This window comes from Mesorhizobium sp. C416B (genome assembly GCF_030323165.1).
GTDB lineage: Bacteria > Pseudomonadota > Alphaproteobacteria > Rhizobiales > Rhizobiaceae > Mesorhizobium.
Genome location: NZ_CP100471.1, coordinates 5,248,786 through 5,270,329, shown reverse-complemented (window position 1 = coordinate 5,270,329; position 21,544 = coordinate 5,248,786). Strand labels below are relative to the sequence as shown.

The 21,544-nt window shown below is 60.2% G+C and carries 16 protein-coding genes; 7 read left to right on the top strand and 9 right to left on the bottom strand.

Annotation, left to right across the window (positions count from 1 at the left end):
* Positions 1-32 precede the first annotated feature (32 nt).
* Genes NLY43_RS25635 through NLY43_RS25610 form a run of 6 tightly spaced genes read left to right on the top strand, consistent with a single transcriptional unit; the run spans position 33 to position 6,099 of the window.
* A complete protein-coding gene (locus NLY43_RS25635; protein ID WP_023696855.1) occupies positions 33-1,088 on the top strand; it encodes an ABC transporter substrate-binding protein in 1,056 nt (351 codons plus the stop codon).
* A 31-nt stretch (positions 1,089-1,119) separates the two neighbouring features.
* Complete coding sequence (locus tag NLY43_RS25630; RefSeq protein ID WP_023713302.1) at positions 1,120-2,319, top strand: ABC transporter permease; 1,200 nt, start codon at positions 1,120-1,122, stop codon at positions 2,317-2,319.
* Positions 2,316-3,125: an ABC transporter permease gene (locus NLY43_RS25625; RefSeq protein ID WP_050589740.1), complete on the top strand. Its 810-nt coding sequence runs from the start codon at positions 2,316-2,318 to the stop codon at positions 3,123-3,125. The genes NLY43_RS25630 and NLY43_RS25625 overlap by 4 nt, the downstream gene beginning before the upstream one ends.
* Positions 3,122-4,300, top strand: a complete 1,179-nt coding sequence (locus tag NLY43_RS25620; protein ID WP_023711042.1) for a M20 aminoacylase family protein — start codon at positions 3,122-3,124, stop codon at positions 4,298-4,300. Before NLY43_RS25625 ends, NLY43_RS25620 begins: the two co-directional genes overlap by 4 nt.
* Positions 4,300-5,733 (top strand): NAD(P)/FAD-dependent oxidoreductase, encoded by a 1,434-nt coding sequence (locus NLY43_RS25615; RefSeq protein WP_023711041.1) that lies wholly within the window; start codon positions 4,300-4,302, stop codon positions 5,731-5,733. Before NLY43_RS25620 ends, NLY43_RS25615 begins: the two co-directional genes overlap by 1 nt.
* Positions 5,734-5,736: 3 nt before the next feature.
* Entirely contained in the window at positions 5,737-6,099 is a 363-nt protein-coding gene (locus NLY43_RS25610) for a EutQ-related cupin domain-containing protein (protein WP_023711040.1), read from the top strand.
* Between the two features lie 102 nt (positions 6,100-6,201).
* Here the strand turns inward: NLY43_RS25610 and NLY43_RS25605 are convergent, their stop codons facing one another.
* From NLY43_RS25605 to NLY43_RS25590, 4 genes are all read right to left on the bottom strand, one after another.
* Positions 6,202-7,914, bottom strand: a complete 1,713-nt coding sequence (locus NLY43_RS25605; protein ID WP_023711039.1) for a recombinase family protein — start codon at positions 7,912-7,914, stop codon at positions 6,202-6,204.
* The gene (locus NLY43_RS25600; protein ID WP_023713303.1) at positions 7,911-8,138 is read right to left on the bottom strand and encodes a hypothetical protein; all 228 of its coding nucleotides are present in this window, start codon (positions 8,136-8,138) and stop codon (positions 7,911-7,913) included. The genes NLY43_RS25605 and NLY43_RS25600 overlap by 4 nt, the downstream gene beginning before the upstream one ends.
* Before the next feature lie 369 nt (positions 8,139-8,507).
* Positions 8,508-9,032: a helix-turn-helix domain-containing protein gene (locus tag NLY43_RS25595; protein WP_023711037.1), complete on the bottom strand. Its 525-nt coding sequence runs from the start codon at positions 9,030-9,032 to the stop codon at positions 8,508-8,510.
* Positions 9,033-9,127: 95 nt separating this feature from the next.
* Positions 9,128-9,772: a hypothetical protein gene (locus NLY43_RS25590; RefSeq protein ID WP_023711036.1), complete on the bottom strand. Its 645-nt coding sequence runs from the start codon at positions 9,770-9,772 to the stop codon at positions 9,128-9,130.
* Between the two features lie 118 nt (positions 9,773-9,890).
* Between NLY43_RS25590 and NLY43_RS25585 the strand changes: the two genes are divergently transcribed.
* Positions 9,891-10,136, top strand: coding sequence for a helix-turn-helix domain-containing protein (locus NLY43_RS25585; RefSeq protein ID WP_023711035.1), 246 nt, complete (start codon positions 9,891-9,893; stop codon positions 10,134-10,136).
* A gap of 300 nt (positions 10,137-10,436) precedes the next feature.
* Here NLY43_RS25585 and NLY43_RS25580 read toward each other — a convergent pair whose 3' ends face one another.
* The 5 genes from NLY43_RS25580 to traA form a co-directional block, all read right to left on the bottom strand.
* Positions 10,437-12,125, bottom strand: a complete 1,689-nt coding sequence (locus tag NLY43_RS25580) for a hypothetical protein (protein ID WP_023711034.1) — start codon at positions 12,123-12,125, stop codon at positions 10,437-10,439.
* Positions 12,125-13,513, bottom strand: a complete 1,389-nt coding sequence (locus tag NLY43_RS25575) for a coiled-coil domain-containing protein (RefSeq protein WP_023713305.1) — start codon at positions 13,511-13,513, stop codon at positions 12,125-12,127. The genes NLY43_RS25580 and NLY43_RS25575 overlap by 1 nt, the downstream gene beginning before the upstream one ends.
* 2,185 nt (positions 13,514-15,698) lie before the next feature.
* On the bottom strand, positions 15,699-17,849 hold the full coding sequence (locus NLY43_RS25570; RefSeq protein ID WP_031199188.1) for a hypothetical protein: 2,151 nt from the start codon (positions 17,847-17,849) through the stop codon (positions 15,699-15,701).
* A 230-nt stretch (positions 17,850-18,079) separates the two neighbouring features.
* The gene (locus tag NLY43_RS25565) at positions 18,080-18,295 is read right to left on the bottom strand and encodes a helix-turn-helix transcriptional regulator (protein WP_023711031.1); all 216 of its coding nucleotides are present in this window, start codon (positions 18,293-18,295) and stop codon (positions 18,080-18,082) included.
* 128 nt (positions 18,296-18,423) lie between these two features.
* On the bottom strand, positions 18,424-21,471 hold the full coding sequence (traA, locus tag NLY43_RS25560; RefSeq protein ID WP_023711030.1) for a Ti-type conjugative transfer relaxase TraA: 3,048 nt from the start codon (positions 21,469-21,471) through the stop codon (positions 18,424-18,426).
* Positions 21,472-21,544 lie beyond the last annotated feature (73 nt).

Below are 21,544 nucleotides of genomic sequence, written 5' to 3'. Positions count from 1 at the left end.
CAAATCCACAACGACAAGAAAGGGGAACTGCGATGAGGACTTATCTGCAAGCCGTATCTGCCGCCGCGATCTGCCTCGCGACCTCCACTTTTGCCGCGTCCGCGGCCGATCCCGTCACGGTGGTCGGCTGGGGTGGTACATGGGACAAGGCCTACAAGGATGGAGTCTGGGACAAGTATACCGAAAAGACGGGCGTCCCGATCATCATGGAAGAGTGGGGCGGCGAGGTCGCCAAGGTGCGTGCCCAGGTGCAGGCGGGCAACATTACCTACGACGTCGTCTCGGTGGAAGCGCCCGCCATGGAAGTCGGCTGCGCCGAAGGCCTGTTCGTCCCGCTGACGCCCGAGATCACCGGCGACGCGGCGAATTATCTCCCAGGCACCCTGCATGAATGCGGTGTCGCGTCCGACACATGGGCAACGGTTCTTGCCTACAACACGGATGTCTATAAGGGCGACGCCGCGCCAAAGAGTTGGGCGGACTTCTGGAACGTCGAGAAATTTCCAGGAAAGCGCGGCCTCTACCAGCAAGCGCAGTTCACACTGGAAAATGCGCTGATGGCCGACGGCGTGAAACGCGAGGACATGTACAAGGTGCTGGCCACGCCGGAAGGCGTCGACCGGGCTTTCGCCATGCTCGACAAGATCAAGCCGAACGTCGTCTGGTGGTCCACCACGACGCAGGGCATCCAGAACCTGGACAGCGGCGAAGTGACGCTCAGCGACGCGTTCAATGCACGCATCACCAACGAAGCCATCAACGAGAAGAAGCCTTACGCCATCGCATGGGACGCCGGCTTCTTCTACGGCACCGACTACTGGGCCGTGGTGAAGGGCGCACCGCACCAGCAAGGCGGGCTGGATCTCCTCAAGTGGTTCTCCATCCCTGAAAATCAGGCCGGCTTCTCCAAGCTCTATGCCTATGGCACCGGTCGCAAGGAAGCCGCCGACCTCATTCCCGCGGACTGGAAGGCCAACCTGCCGACGTCGCCGGAGCACCTCCAGTACGGCGCCGCCTATGACAACGACTTCTGGACCGAGCACAAGGAAGCGCTGGAAGAACGCTTCAAGGCCTGGCTCGCGAAGTAACTTGGGCATGCTGGTCGGGACAAAACCGGCTATGAAGCGACGCCAACGGGGCGGCATGCTCGCCCTGTTGGCGGCTCCGCTTATATTATTCGTCGTCATTCTGTTTCTGTGGCCGCTGGCGCGCTTCCTGGCTCTGGCCGTCGACAACTCGGATTTCTCGAACAACCTGCCGCGCACCATTGCCGCTCTGGCCGGCTGGAAAGCAGAGAGCGGCCTGCCTGGCGAACCCGTCTTTGCAGCACTCGTCGAGGACCTGGCCGACGCGCGGCGCGCCGGGAAGGAAGGCGTCCTGGCGCAACTCGTGAACCAGCGCGTTGTCGGTAGCCGTTTCCTCGTCATCAAGACGGCAAAGGATGCGGCCGACGGCAAGCTCGGCATGCGCCCCGTGCGCGACGAGGTGCTCGCCAAACAGGCCGGCTGGAAAAACATCGATCTCTGGCAGGTCATAGCGCGTCAGCAAAGCGCGCGAACGGACTATTATCTGCTTGCGAGCCTCGACCTGAAGCGCGGCGCGGACAATTCGATCGAAGCCGTTTCGGCCGACCGCGCCATCTTCGTCGACGCGCTGCTGCGTACGATCTGGATCAGCATGGTGGTGACGGTCATCTGCGCGGTGCTCGCCGTGCCGCTGGCGCAGGCGATCGTCAGCGCGCCGCCTGCCTGGTCGAAGCTGATGTTCGCGCTGATCCTGTTTCCGCTCTGGACATCGCTGCTGGTGCGCACCGTCATCTGGATCATCGTGCTGCAGAAGAACGGTCCCGTGAATTCCACACTGCTCGGATTGGGTATCGTCAGCGAACCCCTCGACCTCATCTACACCCGCTTTTCGCTGTATCTGGCGATGGTTCAGGTTCTGCTGCCCATGATGGTCCTCTCCGTCGTCGCCGTCATGCGGCGGGTTCCGACCACCTACATGCGCGCGGCGCTGTCGTTGGGTGCGCCGTGGCTCACGGCGTGGCGCCGCGTGCAGTTGCCGTTGATCCTGCCCGGGATCCTGTCCGGCGGGGCGATCGTTTTTGTCTTCGCGCTCGGCTATTACATCACCCCGACGCTTGTCGGCGGGCCGACAGACCAGATGATTTCCGGCTACATAGCCTTCTACACCAATAGCACGCTGAACTGGGGCATGGGCGCAGCGCTTTCCCTGCAACTGCTGATGATCCTCGTGTTGTTTGCGTTCCTGTTCTGGACGGCATCCGTCCTCTTCCGCAGCAAGGCGCATGTCGCATGAGCGTCGACCGCTTCAGGAAATGGCTGATGTATGCCTATGCGGCGACGTTGCTGGCTTTCATCATCCTGCCCCTGTTGATCGTGGTCCCCATGTCGCTGACCTCGAGCAATTCGCTGGCGTTCCCGACGCCGGGCTGGTCGCTGCGCTGGTATGCCGAACTGTGGGTCGACCAGCGCTGGCCGAACGCGCTGTGGAACTCGGTCGTCGTCGGGCTATCCACCACGGTTCTGGCTTTGCTGCTCGGCATACCGGCGGCAATCGGGCTCGCCTGGGGCGATTTTGCCGGCAAGCGAATCCTCTACGCAATCATCGCCGCGCCCTTGGTGACGCCAGTCGTCATCGTCGGCGTCGCGGCCTTTTCATTCTTCGCCACGCTCGGACTCGTTGGCAACAAGCTATCGATCATTCTGGTGCATACGGCGATGGCCGTGCCTGTGATGCTGACGACCGTCGTCGCCAGCCTTTCGACCTTCGACCGGACGTTGGTTCGTGCGGCGGCATCACTGGGCGCCGGCGCCATGCGCACCTTCTTCAAGGTGGTGCTGCCGCTGATAGCGCCGGGCGTCGTTACAGGGGCCATCATCGCCTTCATCATTTCTTTCGACGAAGTCGTCGTCGCAAGCTTCCTCTCGACGGGCGCGGAGCGAACCTTGCCCCGCATGATATTCTCCGGGGTGCGCGAGTCCATCAGCCCTGCCATCGCGGCCGTCGCCGTGCTGCTGATCGCTTTCTCGGCGATCCTGCTTGGGGTCATCGCCATCCTGCAGAGCCGCTCGCAAGCTCTCCGCGCAAAGGCATCGGCATGAAACTGGTTCCGTCGGTGCAGCAACTCGAGACCGAGATGACGGCGTGGCGGCGGCATCTCCATGCCAATCCCGAGCTCGGTTTCGAAGAGTTCGAGACGGCCCGTTTCGTGGCGGACAAACTGCGCGCGTGGGGCATCGAGGCGACCGAAGGCGTCGGACGCACAGGTGTCGTCGGCACGCTCAGGGGCAGGCTCGGCGCTGGTCGCAGCCTTGGCATCCGCGCCGACATGGATGCCCTGCCGATGACTGAGGCACGGCCGCTGGCGCATGCGTCCCGCACCCCCGGGCGGATGCATGGCTGCGGCCATGACGGCCATACCACTATGCTGCTCGGCGCAGCCTCGGCGCTTGTTCGCTCGCCCGACTTCGCCGGCACGGTGCATTTCATCTTCCAGCCGGCCGAGGAGGGTCGAGGTGGGGCGCTTGCCATGCTGAACGAGGGCCTTTTCGAGCGTTTCCCCTGCGATGAAGTCTACGCGCTGCACAATTGCGAACGGCCGCTCGGCGAGATCGCCGTCCACCGCGGAACGGTGGCCGCGGCGGCCGATCGCTTCGAGATCGTCGTCCACGGAAGGGGCGGCCATGCGGCGATGCCGCATCTGGCGATCAATCCACTCCCCATCGCCGCGCGCATCCTGCTGGCAATCGAAGCCCTGCCCGGCCGCGTCACCGATGTGCATTCTCCCGCAATCGTCACCGTTGGCAGCCTGCGTGCAGGCGAAGCCTTCAACACCATCCCCGATACGGCGTTTCTGACCGGCACCGTGCGCACCTTCGGCCACGAGGTTCAAAAGACGCTGGAGTCGGCAATCCGCCGCATCGCGAAAAACGAAGCTGAAGCTTTTGGCGCCGGCGTCGACATCCGCTACGAAACGCCCTTCGCACCGACGATAAACACTGCCGCGCAAGCCGACGCGATGATCGCGATTGTGAACGAGGTGATGGGACCGGCAAGTCTCGTCATCGATCCGCCTCCCGAGATGGGTTCTGAAGATTTCTGCTACATGCTGGAACAGCGGCCCGGCTGCTATTTCCTGCTCGGCCAGGCCGACGATGCGCACCAGGCCGCGGCTCACGACACCAACTACGATTTCAACGACGCAATCCTGCCGATTGGCGCGAGCCTTTGGGTCAGGCTCGTGGAGCGCCGCCTATCAGCCAGAGGCGCATCGTGATGCAACTGACGGAAAAGGACATCGTCTGGCGAAGCCATTGGCTGCGGCAGGCCCTGCCCGAGGACCCAGACCTTGCGCCTCCGCTCGAAGAGGCGACCCAGGCTGACATCTGCATCGTCGGCGGCGGCTATCTGGGCTTGTGGACCGCTATACGCCTCAAGGAGCACAATCCCGCCTTCGATGTTGTCATCGTCGAGCGTGACATTTGCGGCGGTGGCCCGAGCGGCCGCAACTCCGGCATGGTGCTCTCGGCATGGACGAAATACAGCGCGCTCGCCGCGCTGCGCGACGGAAACGATGCACTTTCGATCATCAAGGCATCCGAAGCCGCAATCGGCGGCATCGAGGCTTTCTGCAAGGCCGAGGGAATAGACAGCTGGTTTGATCGGATCGGCTGGATCTGGGGTGCGACGTGCGAAGCCCAGCTTGGCGCCTGGGACGACGCGTTGAACAAGCTGGCGGCGCATGGCTACGTGCCGGCGCGACGAGTTTCGCGCGACGAGATCGCAGCGATGGCCGGCACGACGAGCCACCTCGGCGGCGCGTTCGATGCGTCGTCGGCAACCGTGCATCCCGGTTTCCTCGTGCGCGGCCTGCGCCGGGCAGCACTAACACGCGGCGTGCGCATCTATGAAAAGTCGCCGATGACGCGGTTTTCGCGCGACGGCACGCTCAAGGTGGAGACGGGGAGAGGCACTGTGTCTTGCGGCAAGATCGTGCTTGCCATGAATGCATGGTCCGGCGCCATTCGAGAACTGGCGCCGGCAATCTTCAACATCTCCAGCGACGACGCCATGTCAAAACCCATTCCAGACCTTCTCGACAAGATTGGCTACCGCCGCGCGCCGCTGATGATCGATTCCCGCGTTTTCGTCGGCGGTTGGTCACCGACGCGCGATGGTCGGCTGTCTGTCGGCGTCAGTGGGGGCGTCATCGGCCTCGGCGGCATCGTCGACAGGCGGTTTCATGGTCTATCGCCACGGGTCGCCGACATGCGCCGCGCGTTGCGGGACGGTCACCCGGCGCTCGCCGACTTTCCGCTCGATACATCATGGAACGGCCCGATCGATCGGACCGTCAGCGGCGTGCCACTGTTCGGCGCCCTGCCCGCCAACCGCGACATCGTCTACGGCTACGGCTTCTCCGGCAACGGCACGACGATGGCCTATCTCGGCGGCAAGATCCTGGCCGGCCTGTTGACCGGCGGCGAATCCGAGCTCACCCATTCGGCGCTCGTGCGCCCAGTGACGCGAGGCTTCCCATCCGAACCATTCCGGTTCGTCGGCGCGCATTTCGTTCGCGGCGCGGTGCGGCGGCGCGACGATCTCGAACATGCCGGCCGAAAACCCGACCTCTTGACCAGATGGCTCGCGGGACTGGCCCCGTCCGGCGTCACCCCTTCGAAAGCCAACCTCCGCGCAAGGAAAGGATAAACGGTGTCCAAGGCCAAGATCTTCAAGCGCAGCGAATTGACCCTGAAGCCGTCCATCACACCGACCGGCACATCCTCGATTGCCCGCGTCATCAATGCCGATATCAGTCGGACCATGGGCGGCGGCATCGAGTATCTCGAGAACGCCTCGATCGACTGGACCGTGACCTACGACGAGGTGCTGTTCATCCACGAGGGCACCCTGACGATCGAACTCGACGACGGTCGCCATGAGTGCAATCCCGGCGATATCGTCTGGCTGCCAAACGGCACCCACCTGAAATACATCGCCACCGAGCGTACCGGCTATTTCTATTGCCTTTACCCGTTCGACTGGGCAGCGCGGCAGGGAACGGCAGAACCCTGAACTGACCGGCACTCCTTTTCCATGCGTTTGGCCATCCGCAGCGCAGTTCCGAACCCGGGGCGTCCACCGCGCATGTCTGGCGGCAGATTGCAGCGACACAGCTCAGCCGCAGCACCTAAGCAGGAACCGGTAGTTCGACGAGTGGGGGGAAAGGCGGTAGCGCTCTCCCGCTACCACTTCCAACCCACTATCGTACGTAACGGCAGCGTTGAAGCGGCTGCCTAGTCCGGTGGGCTTTTCGGTATACCGTGCATTGGGAAATGCGGCCCCGCCTATAAGGGCGGCAAGCTTGCCCTTGACCTCGATTTCGAAGCCCTCACGTGCCCGCTTGGGGTGCACGGTGACACTATGAACAAGTCCTCGAAGGTTTTGGATCAGCGGGCCACGGTCGTCAGCAGCAGTTGCGTGGTCGGCCAACGCCTTTGAAAGGCCGTCGACGGTTTCGATGTAACGCTGCAAGGTCGCAGGGTGGATAGCTACGGGTGACGGTGGCTCATCGAGACCGGAGAGCTGTGCCTCTACCTCGGAGAGCTGCGTCTTGAGTTCTGCAATACGCTGCTTGGCATCCTCTTCAGCAATGACGCTCCTGATCACAAGATCGATCGTGCGCTGCCGTTCGCCTTCTATCCGATCGCGCTTGCCTTGCAGCGCTGTGCGCATCGCATTCGCCTGTGCGGACAATTCTCGGCGCTCTTGGTTGTATCTGCGGATGTATGCCTCGATGAGGTCGGGGGCTTTCAGTTGGTCGCGCATGCCATCAAGGACCGCCTTTTCGATCTCGGGCAGATAGATGATGCGCCGATTGGAGCAGCTCCCGCTTTCTCGCACTGCCGAGCACCGAATACGCGTCTTGCCTGTCTTATCACGATCGTGAACCGACAGACCTGAACCGCAAACGCCGCAGCGGAGCAGACCGGACAACAGGTGAGCTGGCCGACGCTTGACATGAGAGGTTGCGTGCACCCTCACTGCTTTGCGAGCCTGCGCCTTGTGCCAAGTTTCGTCTTCGATGATGCGCAAATGCGCAACTTCTTTCGTCTGCCATTGGTCCTTTGGATTTGGCCTGGAGACACGCTTGCCAGTATCGGGGTTCTTCACCATTCGGACCTTGTTCCAGACGATCCGACCGACATAGAGCTCGTTGAAGAGCAGACCTACGCCGCGCTGTGCATTTCCGTTGATGGTGGAACCGTTCCACCGTATCCCCCGCGGTGGCGCTATCCCATCCCGGTTGAGGTCACCGGCTAGGTCACGTGGAGCGCGACCGACCGAATAAGCGGCAAAAATACGCCGGATAACGTCTGCCTCCTCTTGGACGATCTCGAGTTCGCCAGGATGGCCCAAGACCGGTCGATAGCCATAGGCCCGGCCTCCGGCATGACGTCCATCACGGACGACTCCAGCCATACCCCTACGGACTTTCTTTGCGCCATCCTCCCTCTGCATCTGACCGACAAGTCCACGAATACCAATGAGAACCGCATCGGCGATACCGTCATGAACAGCCTGGATTTCAATGTCGAGAAAAGAGAGACGTTTGTGAAGACCTGCGAGATCCGCCATGTCGCGCGATAGGCGATCGAGCGCCTCGACGACGACGATGTCGAACGCGTTCTGGCCCGCAGCTTCCATCAGGCGCATCAGCGCGTCGCGACCCAATATGGATGAGCCGGAGCGCGCCTTGTCCTCGTAGACCGCAACGATAGCCAGACCGTTGCGCGCTGCGTAAGCACGGCACAGCGCAATCTGGTCTTCAGTGGATTTTTCGTTCTGCAGCTCGGTCGAAAAGCGTGTGTAGACAGCGGCCCGCCTCATGTGTCGGAAGCCTTCTTCTTGCAGCGATCTGCATCCATGGCAGCTTTTCGGCCAGCCGAAGCGCCGACGGATTTGAGATGATCGCCTCTGGCATCGGCGATGGCGAGTGCTTCGACAAACTTAAGCATGGCTGTGCGAAGCTCCTCCGGCGCTACCGCTGGGACGGTTTCGCGCAGCAATCCACCATCGCGTCTGTGTCGTGCCGACTTCACGAAGCCGAGCATCACTAACACGACCGGCGATAAAAGGGGCACACCCCTTCGATCGTGCACTTAGGACCCTTTGGCGCGGAAATCGGATGGTCGCCGAACTGGCGAATCTAGATCGCACGGGCTGCAGCCGTGCTGCTGGGAAGCCTATGGCAGGAACCTGGGATGCGTTCGGAAGCTTTTTCATGCAACGCTCCCATCATCGCCATAGGCAACGACAGGGCCACTTTCTCCCTGCCTGCGGCGATGTAGCCGTTGTCGAGGTCTCTTCGGGAAACACTCGCTCGACCATCCCCTCCTTGGCGGTGCGGATCGACGCGACAGCGCGAACTTCGCCATGCCAGCCGTCGAAGGGAACTCGTTGAGCTTTGCCATAACTGCCGGTCAAGCCGGCCTGCATTCGACCGGCACGGGTTCGCTGGACCTAGCGCTCTCCTGCTTTGGGTCGATGACTGCCAGTTCCTCTCCTAATGCTGCGATTAAAGACGACACCCGACCTCGCACTCGCGGATGGAGATGAACAAGCCTTTCAATCAGGCGTCGACCTTCCGCGCTGGCAATAAAATTGATGCGTTCGTCGACCGGCAGCGGAGCCTCGCGATCGGTCTCATTGCCCGGCAGGCCTTCGAAGAAGCGGCCGACCGGAACACCTAGTGAACTAGCGATCTCGTAGAGCATGGACGCGCTCACGCGATTTCTCGCGTTCTCATATTTCTGAAGCTGCTGGAAACTGATGCCTATGGATCGGGCAAGCTGGGCCTGCGATACATCCGACTGTACGCGAACTGCGGCGATCTGCCTGCCCACATATTGATCAGCAGGGTGCGGGCCACTCTCGATTCCATGGTTTTCCGGCGCGTTGAAGACGCTCCGGCGCCCTGGCTCCGCAAACGCTTTTCGGAACTGCATCAGTCGCTCCATTGTAGAGAGTTTGTCTCGGTAAGCCCCCGCGAAAATCACCAAACCGACGAATGATCGCGATTCCGATACCTTAGTGCCGAAGTTCAGCTCGAGACTTTCTGCTCGCTAATCCGAGCTATATCGTCTAAGGCCGAGCGGATCTGTGGCCACGGGGGCTCACTGTCATGTAGCGAATACTCCCCTTCCCTAAGCGCTGCATTTAGCTTGGCGGCTATACCGGCGAGCGACGTTGCAGGAACTTGGGATAAGGCTTCGAGTAATTTCTTCGCCCGCTCGCCAGCTTCACGCTCAGCAAGTAAGGCTGTCGAATAACCAATCTCTCTAGCGGCGGCATCCCAGCGCGCCTGATTGGCTACGATTTCAGCTTCAGCTTGGGTGCGGGCCACTGTGTTAGCCGGACGAACACCGAGCAATTCCTGGAGGGCTTCAACGGAGTGAACTGTCAGGCTCTCGCCGTCGGACAAGATAACTGTCGTGCAAGGGAAGCCAACGGTCTCGACAAGTACCTTCTCCAGCCGCTGCTGCTGATCGCAAAGCCGTTCAGCCTCTTCCCAAGCCGCCTGCCATCGTCTCCACACCGCCACCGCAGGATCAATGGCGTCGTCACCCTCCAAGTCGATGAGAGCAAACGATGTAGCCTGCGTCGTCGCCGTTGCGGTTGCTGTTCCCGAAAGCACCTTCCTGCGGGTGACGAAAGGCAAAGTCGTGTTATTGTCGGAATCAGCCATGATCCGAGCTCCGCAAAGCGTGGGCGTGGTTAGACTGTTGGAAGCGGGGAACCACTTCCAACAGCCGTTTCCTAAAATAAGCATATTTGCACTTTTTGTGCAACAGGGCATTTGAATAATGAAGGTAAGTGCGGCCCAAGTTCGCGCGGCCCGTGGGCTTCTCGACATTTCTCAACAGGAACTGGCGGACCTATCCAAGGTAAGTTTGAGGACGATCGTGCAGTTCGAACGTGGTTCGAAACCAGCATCTGAATCAATCCTGCAAGCGCTGAAGCTATCGCTCGAAGCAGCCGGAATAGAATTCATTCCAGAGAATGGCGGTGGCCCCGGTGTGCGCTTGTCTCGCGGTGCCGCGAACACTTAGACGAAGGCGGCATACCTGTTTCATCACTCCTGATCTTGGCGACGGCAGTCCGATAGTTCTTGGTGCCATTACCTTCTGAAGCAGTGCCGGCTGATCGCGCAGCATTCGCTATGACGAGCGCGGCAATCGTTAGGTCCCGCCTCCCGTGCCGGCAGAAGCAAATTGCGTTCGCGCAAGGTGGGATCGTCTCGTCCTTGTCGCGAATGAATAATGGCCAGAGGCCAATGCCTAAGCGAATTGAGACGGAGCACTCAACGCCTAAGACAATAAAGACGGGTGGATAGCGGCTCTAGAATCTTATTAACGAACCATTCCGTTCGTTTCGGCGAGTTTCAACGTTGTGCTGATAAGGTCGTAGTCGATGTCGTGGCGTTCTTTCAGGCCCGCGTAGCGGAGCTCTTGGCCGGCGAGCACAATGCTCCGGTCCCGATAGGTCTTCTCTTTCGCGTCCAATTGCAGGGATAGGGTCGCAAGCGTCGTGCTGGCGTCGGCCATCGCTGTCAATGCGTCCATTTTTTGATCTAGCAACACCTCTCGCTTGTCGATCGCGTCCATCAGGACATCTTGGGCTTTAAGCACCTTGTCTCGCGCATCCGCGAGCGCTCCATACATTTCGTAGCGCGCCTTATTGTAAGTTTCCTTTGCCTGGATATCAGCGCATTGGGCGTAAGGAAGGCCGCCGCACTGAAGGCGCAGCTCCTGGAAGGCCTCCTTCAATTTAGCCAGATCATCGCGTGCCAATTCCACTGCCGCGCGGTTGGAAACAATCAGATCGCTATTCGCCTTTAGGTCGCTTGCGGCCGTATCGGCAATTGTTCGCTCTTCGGAGAGCCGACGTTCCAAGTTTGCCGCCGTGGCATGTCCAGCGTCAATATCGGTTTGAAGGGCTCGAAGCGCACCTATCTCAGCGTCAAGATTGGTACGAAGCGCCGCCAGGCCGTTCTTTTCCGATTCCAGTTGCTGATGAAGCTTGCGAAGTGCGGGCAGTATCTCCTCGGCGTGTTGGTGGCGCGATAGCGCGAATGACGCGTGGGACATGTCCACAGCGGTCTTGCTTCGGACAGCAGCGGCGAAGAAGCTGGCTGTTTCGGCCGCAACCGTACCGGTCGTCCGCCAATTTTTGACGGCACCTTCATATCCCGAATAATAGGGAAGCAGCCAACGCGTTCCAACTCTCCCGCAGTCCACTCCATCGACGAATTCGTCGGTCTTCCCTGAGCAAAACGCGGCGTAGTCCTCGCTCGTCAACGGGCGAACGGATGGAATTCGGCGATCTACTGACTGGAAGAGAGACACGGCGTCCTGATAAAACGCCAAAGCCTCGAATTGCACGACCAGCTTTCGGCGCATGTCATAAAACCACATCGCGATCAGCGAAATGCGGCAACGGCTTGGCTCAAACGCCAGAATAAGGGAATCCTCATAGGATGGCCATGCATTTGCCATGCCCGCATGCGCTGCTAGATCGGTCACCGCATCGCGCCGGCTTTCCAATGACGCCAGAGCAGAACCCACCAAGCTAAGCCTTGAGATCTGTGCATCAAGTTTTGTCAAATGATCCCTGTGACCAGAGACGCCGCCGATCTCGGCTTGCAGTGTCCACCGGACCTGCTCTAGGCTGCTGGCGGGAAAATCGATATCGATAGCATCCAGGCCGGCGGGGCTGTTGTCAGGCTTTGCCCGCACGAGGGCGTCGGTGGCCGCGTCAACCCGTGTTGCAAGGCCCTGATCGGGAACATTCGCAACGACCCTAATCGGACGGGTGAGACCCTCCGAAACCATCGATCTCAAGTCTTTGTAGCAGTAGAGTTGTGCTTCTGTCTTACGAGGCAAGGGCAACACACGATCGCGGTTTCGACCCAGCAGCCTGTCGAGGCTCACGCCGCCGTCGTTGCCATCGGGTTGGATCTCGCCGTCTTGCGCCATCGCCAGCGGTGCGGTGAGTAGCAGGCAACACAGTGCCGTCGAAAGGAAGCCCGCTGTTCGCACTATGCGTTTCCTGTCCGCTGAAAGGAGCGCCGCATCCTCTCGCGATCGGCTGCATTTTCCTGCCTGTGGAGATCCGCACGCGACTCGTATGCTTCCCGCCAGTATTGCTTGATGTCAGCCAAGAGAACCGTACGAACGTCAGCGTGCCTGTTGACGTGCTCGTCTACCCGGGCCGCCAGGCTTCGTTCCTGCTCGAGCTTCTGGTTGTAAAAGGAGGTATTTGATCTCTCTGTGGCCTGCAATTGCGAAGCTCGTGTTTGGGCTTGAGGCAGACGCGTGGAGGTGATGTTGTTGCTGCGGTCCAGTGGACCAAAGTACCGGAGACGCTTTAGATCGACGTGACCGCAGGCATCAAATGAGTTGCCGTTGGGGCAGATCGCCGCCCAATTCGCACGGGCGTTGTTAGCACTGGTCGTAAGCTGAGCCGCTTCGGATCGAAGACTGGCGACCTGGCTGTTCGCCTGCCTCACCTCGTCTCTCAAAGAATCGAGCGCGTCGCGCAAATCCTGGATATCCATCCTCAGGGCCTGCAACAAAGCCTGTTCATTGCTGATCTGGGTCTGGTCCTGGTCGAGTTCGTGGCTGCGTGTGTCAAGCTCTGCCTTCTTTTTCTCAAGCTCATGGGCTTTATCCGCGAGTCGGTTCAACTCCTGGTCTAGAAGGGCCAGGAGACCTGTCTGTAGGCCTTGCAAAAGCGTTCGGCGCTGGGCTATCGCAGTCTCCAGCTTGTCCGTTTTGGCGGAAACTATACCCTCGATTTCGCTCAGCTTGCGGCTGTTCTCGTAGGCTTCGAGGCCATTGAGACCGAGTGCCTCCGCAGCTTCGAGAAAAGGGAACTTACCCATCGCGTCAAATAGGATATCCCCAATCTTCTGCGTCATCTCATGCTGCTTTGTCAGTCTCCTTGCGAGATTCCGTGCCTCGGTCCGCCCTTCGAAGGAATCGGTTACCTCCATGCAGGCATCCGTAAACAGCATGACGCGCGACGTCAGATCGTTGCGCGTTGCGTCGAACGAGCTCATCTCGAGCGAATCCAAAGTCGGGAGCGGCGCCGCGAAAGTCGCGAACTGGATAGTTTCCGCCATCGCGCGCACCTGGCCGATTTTACGTCCAATCACAAGGGCCGACAGGCTCGTCGGAAATGGGGCGGATGGCACTTTGGGGTCGATACGATGCGCGAAATCCAGGGTGTCGAAACCCCAGGTGGTCACCTGATCGAGCGTAATATAAATCTCCGCTATGACCGCAACCGCTTGGAGAGAAGCTCGCGCCGGCGCGGATTGTGAGACAAGTGCAAAAGGCCCAACAAAGAACGACAGAGGAACGGAAATTCTCGGAGCCGCCGCAAGAACGCTCGGCAACCCTAATAAGAGATCACGCCGCTTCATTTACAACCCCCCCGAGCCCTAGCAGCATAGTACTCTATTTGCGGAGGACGCCAAGTCTTGTCGTGATTTATTTCTAAACTTGGCTTGCTTTCGCTCTGTTGAGCGCAAGCACCAAGTGCCAATCCGGGCACCAAATTGTCTGTTAGGGAAGGCCTCTGCAGGTCATATGCCTTTCGCCGATTTGATGGAAGTGTGCGCTGCTGGCTGCATACCGTGCTGAACGGCTGGTGTTCGCGAATGCGCGGCAACGTTGTGGGATTGACGACCGGCGCCGTCCGCGCGCCGTGCACCAGCCCTGCTCACAGATTGGACCCACGACAGCCCACCAGCCTTGCTCGGCCGCGGACCATTTGGAACGATGCGGGAAAGCACCAACAGAATTGCCAACAAGCGGTCCGGTCCGGCTCGGGCAGATGGTGAAAGTAACGAAGGGCGGCGTTTCAAGGTCAGCCAGCGCCGTCATCACGGGTCGGAGCGGCGTGGGATTGCCGCTGGCGTCGAGGGAGTTGCAGCACATAGTGCCTTTCGCAGCATGAAGAGGTTGATGGCCTATTCAGTGCAAACTGGATCAAGCTCGTACTCTATGATGCAAACTGGCGGTCTCTGGCTGTCGCAATGTTCAAGTGGCCGATATCCGCGTATGCAGGGGTGGGTGGTTACGGGTCCTTCTGGGCTGTCAGGATCGTCCGCACTGTCCGGGTCGTCACTTTGAAACGGACTAACAATCGGGTCTTGACTTCCTGGTATAGGGCAGTCTGGATCGTACATAGGAAGCTCCGCAAGCCGCGTTTTTTTGGCATGAAATCCTCGCCTATAAATGTCGAGATTTCTGCGATAATCCTTCATTATGTTCTGCCTCGCAGTCAAAATTGATTGGATATCTCGGCTCCTCGGCACCTGGCTAAACTGTAGCTGGCGTTGCCATTCAGAATGCAGGCGGATCTTCTCTAAGTTCATATTTGTAAGCGGACCAACGAGGAATTTCATGGTGCCCGTCGGAGATTTTTGATTTTGCAGGATCGCAAATAACTGCCCTGCCTGTCCGCAATATATCGGTTCTGCACTGGCGTGGAGACCGCCGGCAAATAACCAAATCAACGTGCAAAAGAAGATTTTCACTAGAGCCGTCCCCCACATTTAACCCAATATGATCACCAACTCGATGTCTCCGCAATCGGCCAATTTGGCGGCGGTCCGCCTGATATGCGCGCCGGTGTAGTTACCGTCGAGAAGGCCGCCGACGGGGTGCTGATCGGCATGGTGCGCGGCGCACTGTCAGGGTGTGCGGCGATCCTGTCGGAAAGAGGGTTTCTGCGGCGCGCGGCCGGGCAAGCACTTAGGCTGCTCGAACCGACATCTTTTTCCTCTCGCATTGTCGCCTCCACGAAGGGTCCGATTTCAGGGTGAATGGCCCGGCTCGACTGGCTGCATGGTTGTCCACTCCCATGCTCACTAAAGTCCTTGGTGAATTCGGCGACCGTGACGATGCTATCGATGTCCGGCGCGCGGGCATCATCAAATGGAAACCAATCTCTGGGTACTGTTCACGGCTTTTCGGACCGGATCATACTATCGGCGATGCAGTCTGTTGAGTGGGATACTCGACGCGGGCGACCCCTTTTTTGCTCACGGATAGAGGGGATGCTCTATGGCTGGGAAACATCCTGACAGGTGGCATCCGACCACCTTTGGCTGGCACGCAAAGACGGCGATAGAGAAAAAGCTGCAAAAGAGCGGTAGGCTCGCTCACTCTACTGGCGGCTCATTCTGAAATGTTGTTCTGGGAGCTCGCAGTGCGGCCTGGGATGCCACGCTGCTTCTCTTGTGGCCCCGGTCAGCGCGACCGAATCTGGTTCCCATCGGGCTGGTGCGAGGTGGAAGCTCACGGAGCGAACCGAACCTGCATTTCGCGGCGCGGCAGAGGGTTTCGCGGCCTTAACGCATCGAGGACCATCCTTACCCGTGAGGCGCGCCTCTATCGGCACGAACTGAAGGTCTGCTTTTGAATATCCAAACACAAAAGCCGCCAGTCTTCTTTCGGCCCCGCTGCGGTAATTGCCGTCGGCATTCCCGGATTCAGACATCTATTCATGATCGAGACGATGCGAAACACGGCGTAGCGTTGCTCTTGCGGCGGCCGAATTCTACAAATGCGCAAACAGCAACGCGCGAGCCCCCGCCATCTTCATCCAACAGGCGGTCCGTGCCTCGCCCGCAGTTCCCGGCCCCCTTTGAGCGGGTCGAGGATGTAGGACGAAAAGACAAGATCGCGGTATCCCATCGAGTAACGCCACTGGCGAGCATCGAGCGCTGCCAGTTGGTCGGCGGCAATGGACCTCGGGCCGAGATAGGCGGTGAGATCGGCGGTTTGGAATTCAGGCCCGAGCCAGAAGGATAGGCTGTCGTCGTTCGTGACGATCCGACCGGTCCTCAGTACGTTGATCAGTTCGTGCGCTTGCCGGATCGGGTGCCCGTTCAAACTAGCTCCGTGAAACACCCGGTTTGCAATGACGATGCCGGTGTGAACCGCGCACGGCGAACCGACTTCCCAGCCAAGCCTTCGGAAGAGTTGCGCCTGGTTCGCCGGCTCGGCGAGAATTTCCCGCCGCTTATCGAGCTGCTTCCTGGCGCTACGGATATGGTCCCAACTGTTCCGCATCTCGTGAACAGACACGGGATGATAGGCGTTTTTGCATTCGAAAAGGAAGAGCGACCCGTCGCGCCGCGCGACGATATCCAACTCCAACTGCTCCCCCGCAACCTTCGCCTTGAAGTCGCTTTCCACCTCCAAGCCTGCAGAGCGGAGCGCCTCGGTGACAGAGTGGACCATGCGGTCCTTGGGACCGATCGCGGCTGACCTGAGGCGGTTAGCGACGATAGTGTTGCGCACGAGGTTGGAGACGGCCACCACGTGCGGGGCAATCACGTAATAGCCACCGACATTTATGAACGGGCGGTACTGGAGATCGAGATGCGGACCTCCGGGATCCATTGTCAAAAGCCCGATGATCTCGCGGCCCTTGTCCTCATCGCCGTAGATCAGCCGCATCTGCTCGACCATCGCATCGTGCGGTACGACCAGGAGTGTCGAAGTTAGGGTCAACGCTCCGCGCTCGGCCGAATCCTTGAGGTCCGCCAGGCGGCGCTGGTAAGCGCAGCTGATGAAGTTGAAGTAGCGCTGCACCTTGAACAGATCCATCGATGAGATGCGGTTGGTGATGGGGAAGATGAGGTCGTCGAACGTTCCGAAGTTGTCGACGTCCAGCGCCAGTAGCATCTGGATTTCGTCGCGGAACAGCTCGTCCCGCGCGAAGAGGGTATCGAATACCTCCGGGACCGCAGGCAAACGCATGACGAGGCGTCTTACGATCTGATCGTTGATCTCAAGTAGCTGGTCGAAACTGCCGTTATCAAAGCCCCCGTCTGTTACGGCCCGGATGGAGATCGCTGGATCCGCTTCCTGTAGGTGGATCTGCCGGATGATCGCCTGGGTCTGCTGCTGTATGAACCCAAGGCGAACCGCACGCTCGACGTCGGGGTCGATCGAGGAAACCGTGACCGTCTTCCCTTCAAAGTCTGCGCGGTATGGCAACCCGTCGATGAACAACTCCGCCTCCCTGAACTTCGTAAGCCGAATCGCGGCCACCAACAGCCGCTCGTAGACGAGCGCGTTATTCTCGACGGCCTCGGCATCGACATGGGCGAAGGAGAGGGCGTCGATCGGGAACATCGACACGTAGGTATGTAATACGAGCGACGCGGCCTCGGCGTACTCCTCGGACGAGTAACGCCTCCCATCCAGGGAACTGGCTTCCCGGTCGTTGGACCATTGATGATAGAATAGGCTATTGACCATGACGAAAACGGTCTTCAGCACCACGGATCGCTTCGCCCGCACCGTCGCCTCGACCTCCAACTTCAACGCTAGGGCGTTCCCCGCGACGCGCGACAGCGCTTCGACCGATTCAAGGTAGGCGATCCGATCCGGCGACGTGGCCAGCAGGTCGCGGACGCTGAGCACGGCTTTGGCGATCCTGCCGATCAGGGATCCCCTGTATCCGTATCGCGACGCACGGAGCACCCCATCGCGCCGCATGCAGGAGATGGCGTGGTCGGAGTCAAGGAAGATCATCGCAAAAGCGGTCGCGATAGCCTCGTGCGGCCGCTCTCCAGTCAAGTACCCCGCAAGCAACGAGACGTGCGCCTTGACTTCCGCCGAACGCTCCTTGCTCGCGGGTGGGCGTGCTTCCGCGCGGAGCAACGACACCATGGACGCCTGGGTCTTGACGGAAAGCAGGCGGGCTACGAGGTCGGAGACTGGCGTCGACTGAGTCAAATCACTCTCTTTTTGTTTAGGCCAGCGCGGCAGACCATATAATGCGGAAGACTATTGCTCATTAGTTCCCTCGGGGGATGCCGAAGGGATTTCCGGAACGAGCGTCCGCTTCTACCATGTGAGTTTCCGAAAGTGGACGGGCAGGTTCCGGCCCCATTCCCAGTCGTTGAACTTACATCAGAGAGGACTGTTCAACGATGGGCGCAACGTGCCACTCCACCGCCACTAGTCTAGTCGTTGGTCTTTCGTGATGCACTGGTGTGCCATGAGACAGGATCAGCGACCCACCGATTGATGTCCGACTCCCTCCATCCCGCACCGTTTAAGCTGATCTTGACCTGGGCGGGGAACGTGCCTTCGCCGATTTTTCGGTACATCGTCGAGCGGGATAAGCCGGTCCGCGCGAGGACGGTCTTAAGGCGAATGATACGATCCAGTTCAGGCATGGCTGCCTTACCTTTCACTGAGAGCATTTGGCACCTGCTGGAACCAGACAGGACAACCCAAGGTCGCCGCGCAATCAGTTTTGTGATCGCGTCGATCTGGGGCGTGGGAACGGCGGCAAATCGGAGGGTTAGATTCCTATGCCACGGCCGCTACCAATGCCGTGGCTAAACGCGAGTTCCACACCCAGACGCCGGCCGGATTCGACCTCGATGCCAAGCGCCTTCTTATGATTGGCAAGCAGGGATTCAAGTTGAGGGTCGCGTTCAAGGCTCTTGGCCATATCGGACATGGCCGAACGCGTTGACTTGTAGCCGGACATGTCGCCGGTCTGATATTGCTCCCGTCCCTTCCGATCGAGTTTTTGCCAGCGTTCGACGAAACGGTCGGCGCGGCGGCCGGGATCGATGTCCATCCCGGTGCGGATTTCCGTTTCAAGCTGGAGAGCAAGCACGATTCGATTGACGCGGCCGGCACCCGCTTCACGAACCAGCTCGGGATTTTTCACATAAGCCGCTTCGGCATCGCGCCAGCCATTCGGCCGCACCTTCTCGAAAGCGCTACGGGCATCCCTCAACTCGCGCATCTGCTCAGGACTGCCCAGTCCATCCGCATCTCCGTTGTGCGATATCGCGTCGAGAGCGCGCGCGTGACGAACAAGCGCCTTCGTACGAGCGCTGCGCAACGCCGCTTCCGCGTCCACCGGCACATTCGCGTTGCGTGGCACTCCGGTGGCGAGATGTTCTCTGCCGGGCGTCGGGTCTGCATCTCCGATCCGCACCCCAACACTCTCCCTTCCCGGCCCAGGTCCACGTTCCTGCATGGGCTCGCCGTCTGCGGGCGAGCGCAACCCGTCCAGCAATCCGCCGATCCTGTCGCGCAGCTTCTCCGGAACGATCCGGCGCACAATCTCGACCACGCGCTCGCGGAACGTGATACCGCGCCGCTCGGCATAGCTCTGCGCCGGGTCGATCTGCTTGTAATCCAACGCCACGTCCTTGGCGCGGTCCCTTGACAGCGTGCGGTCCAGCCGGTCCCGCGTACTGAAGTCGTCGCCGCCATAATGCAGTTCCATGCTGTCTCGATGCCGCGACAGTGCGACGTAGCTGCCATGCGCATCCATACCCTGCGTGGCGAGCACATGGGTCCGATCGACGGTCATGCCCTGCGCCTTGTGAATGGTTGCGGCATAGCCGTGGTCGATGTGCGCGTAGTCTTTCAGGTCGAACCGCACCGACCTGCCGTCATCGGTGCGCACGGTCATGCCTTGTATGCTGACTTCTTCCACAATGCCGAGCGTGCCGTTCTTGACGCCAAGCCCGCGCTCGTTGCGCAAGAACATGACCCGGTCGCCGCTGGCGAAGGCCCTTGCACCGCGTTCCACATCCACGTGGACATCGTCGCCAAGATCGCCGGCAGCGCGCATGCGCTCTCGCGCTGCCTGGTTCAGGGCATGAACCTCGTCGTTTGTGTGGGTGAGCATTATCCGGCTTGCCTCTGGATGCGCCTGCCTGTCGCGATCCCAGCGCTCGACGAGTTCACCCCGCGCCTCATTGCGCGTTGCAGCCTGATGCACCATGCCTTGTGCGTCGTAGGCGTTGATCGCAGCGCCGATCCTGCCGGTTGCCAGATCGCGCGTGGCATCGCGCTGCCAGCCCTCGCGCTGCCGACGCACCTGGCCGATTTCGACGCCGCCATGACGCTCATGTATGGAACGGAATGCAGCGCCGGCTTCGATTGCCTGCAACTGCTGCGGATCGCCGACGAGGACGACCTTTGCGCCAACGTCCGCCGCATGGGAAAGCACACGCTCCAACTGGCGCGTGCCGACCACTCCGGACTCATCGATCACCAGGACGTCGCGCGTGGTGAGCAGATCCCTGCCCTGTCCCCAGCTATGCTCCATACTGGCGATGGTGCGTGACGAGATGCCTGATCCGCATTCAAGATTCTCGGCGGCAATGCCGGAGAGTGCCGCGCCTCGAACCTCGTAGCCCGCCGCTGCCCAGGCCTGGCGCGCAACGCCCAGCATGGCGCTCTTGCCCGTTCCGGCAAAGCCGACAACGACACCAAGACCGTGACCATCGGTGATATGCGCCAGCGCATCGCTCTGCTCGCCCGAAAGAATAAGCCCGCGTTGCGCAGCCCGCGCCAGCGCTGTCTGACGATGTACGTTACTCACCGCATGACGCTCCTCCCCGGCCATGCGTTCCGCAGCGCGGTGAAGGCGCTGTTCGGTCTCGATCATCCGCGTTGTGGTCAAACGGTCTTCGCCGCGCCGATCCTTGCCGAGTTCGACCAGATCGGGTGCATTGCTGATGGCTGCCACCACCGCGTCGAACTGCTCCATTCCGTCGCTATGCCGATCCGCAAACTTCGCAATGTCTTTTCGGGTGAAAGTCGACTGCTGATGCGTGATGGCATCGAGCGCCACGGATGGATCGGCAATGATGCGCGCGCCATTGTTGCGTGCGATCTCGCGATGCAGTTCGGCGCGATCTGCTTCAATGTTGCCAGCAGCAACGCCACTGCCCTCGATGCGTTGAGCCGGTGCACCAATCTGGGTTTGCGGCTCCAGGGCAATGCCCTGCGCTTCCAGACTGCGATGATCAATGCGTGCGTCGATATCGAGTTCGGTCAGGCGTTCATTGGCCAGCTCCGCCCATCGCTCGCGCCAGCGCTCAACCAGTTGGGTAGCATTCCAGTCTCGAACCTTCGCGCCAAAACCGTTCTCGTCTACGGACCGCAGGGTCAGCATGACATGAGCGTGCGGCTTGGAACTGCCATCCTCCGCCCTGTCCCAATGCACATTGAGATCGGCGACCATGCCCTTGCTGACAAACTCGGTCTGAACGAAGTCGCGCGCCAGTTCGATGCCTTGCGCCTGGCTGAGTTCGCGCGGCAGCGCAAACTCGACCTCGCGGGCAAGCTGCGCATCTTTGCGAACCTCGAACGCCTCGACATCGTTCCACAGCCGTTCGCGGTCGCGCCAGGCCTCCGGTGCGTTCTCCGGCAGCATCACCTCGGAATGAACGACACCGCGCTTGGCCGAAAAATCGTGGCTGCGCTCGATCCGCTCGTCACGCAATCGCGAGGCAGAGCGATAGGCGGCTGACGCGACAGCGCTTGAGCCTGCCTTGCGGCCAATGACCTTGACGTGAAGATGATAGATCGCCATCGCGACAGGATCATTTGCACGTCAAAGCCTGCGTCGGCACGACGTATAAGCGCGCCCTCCCTCGAAAAATTCT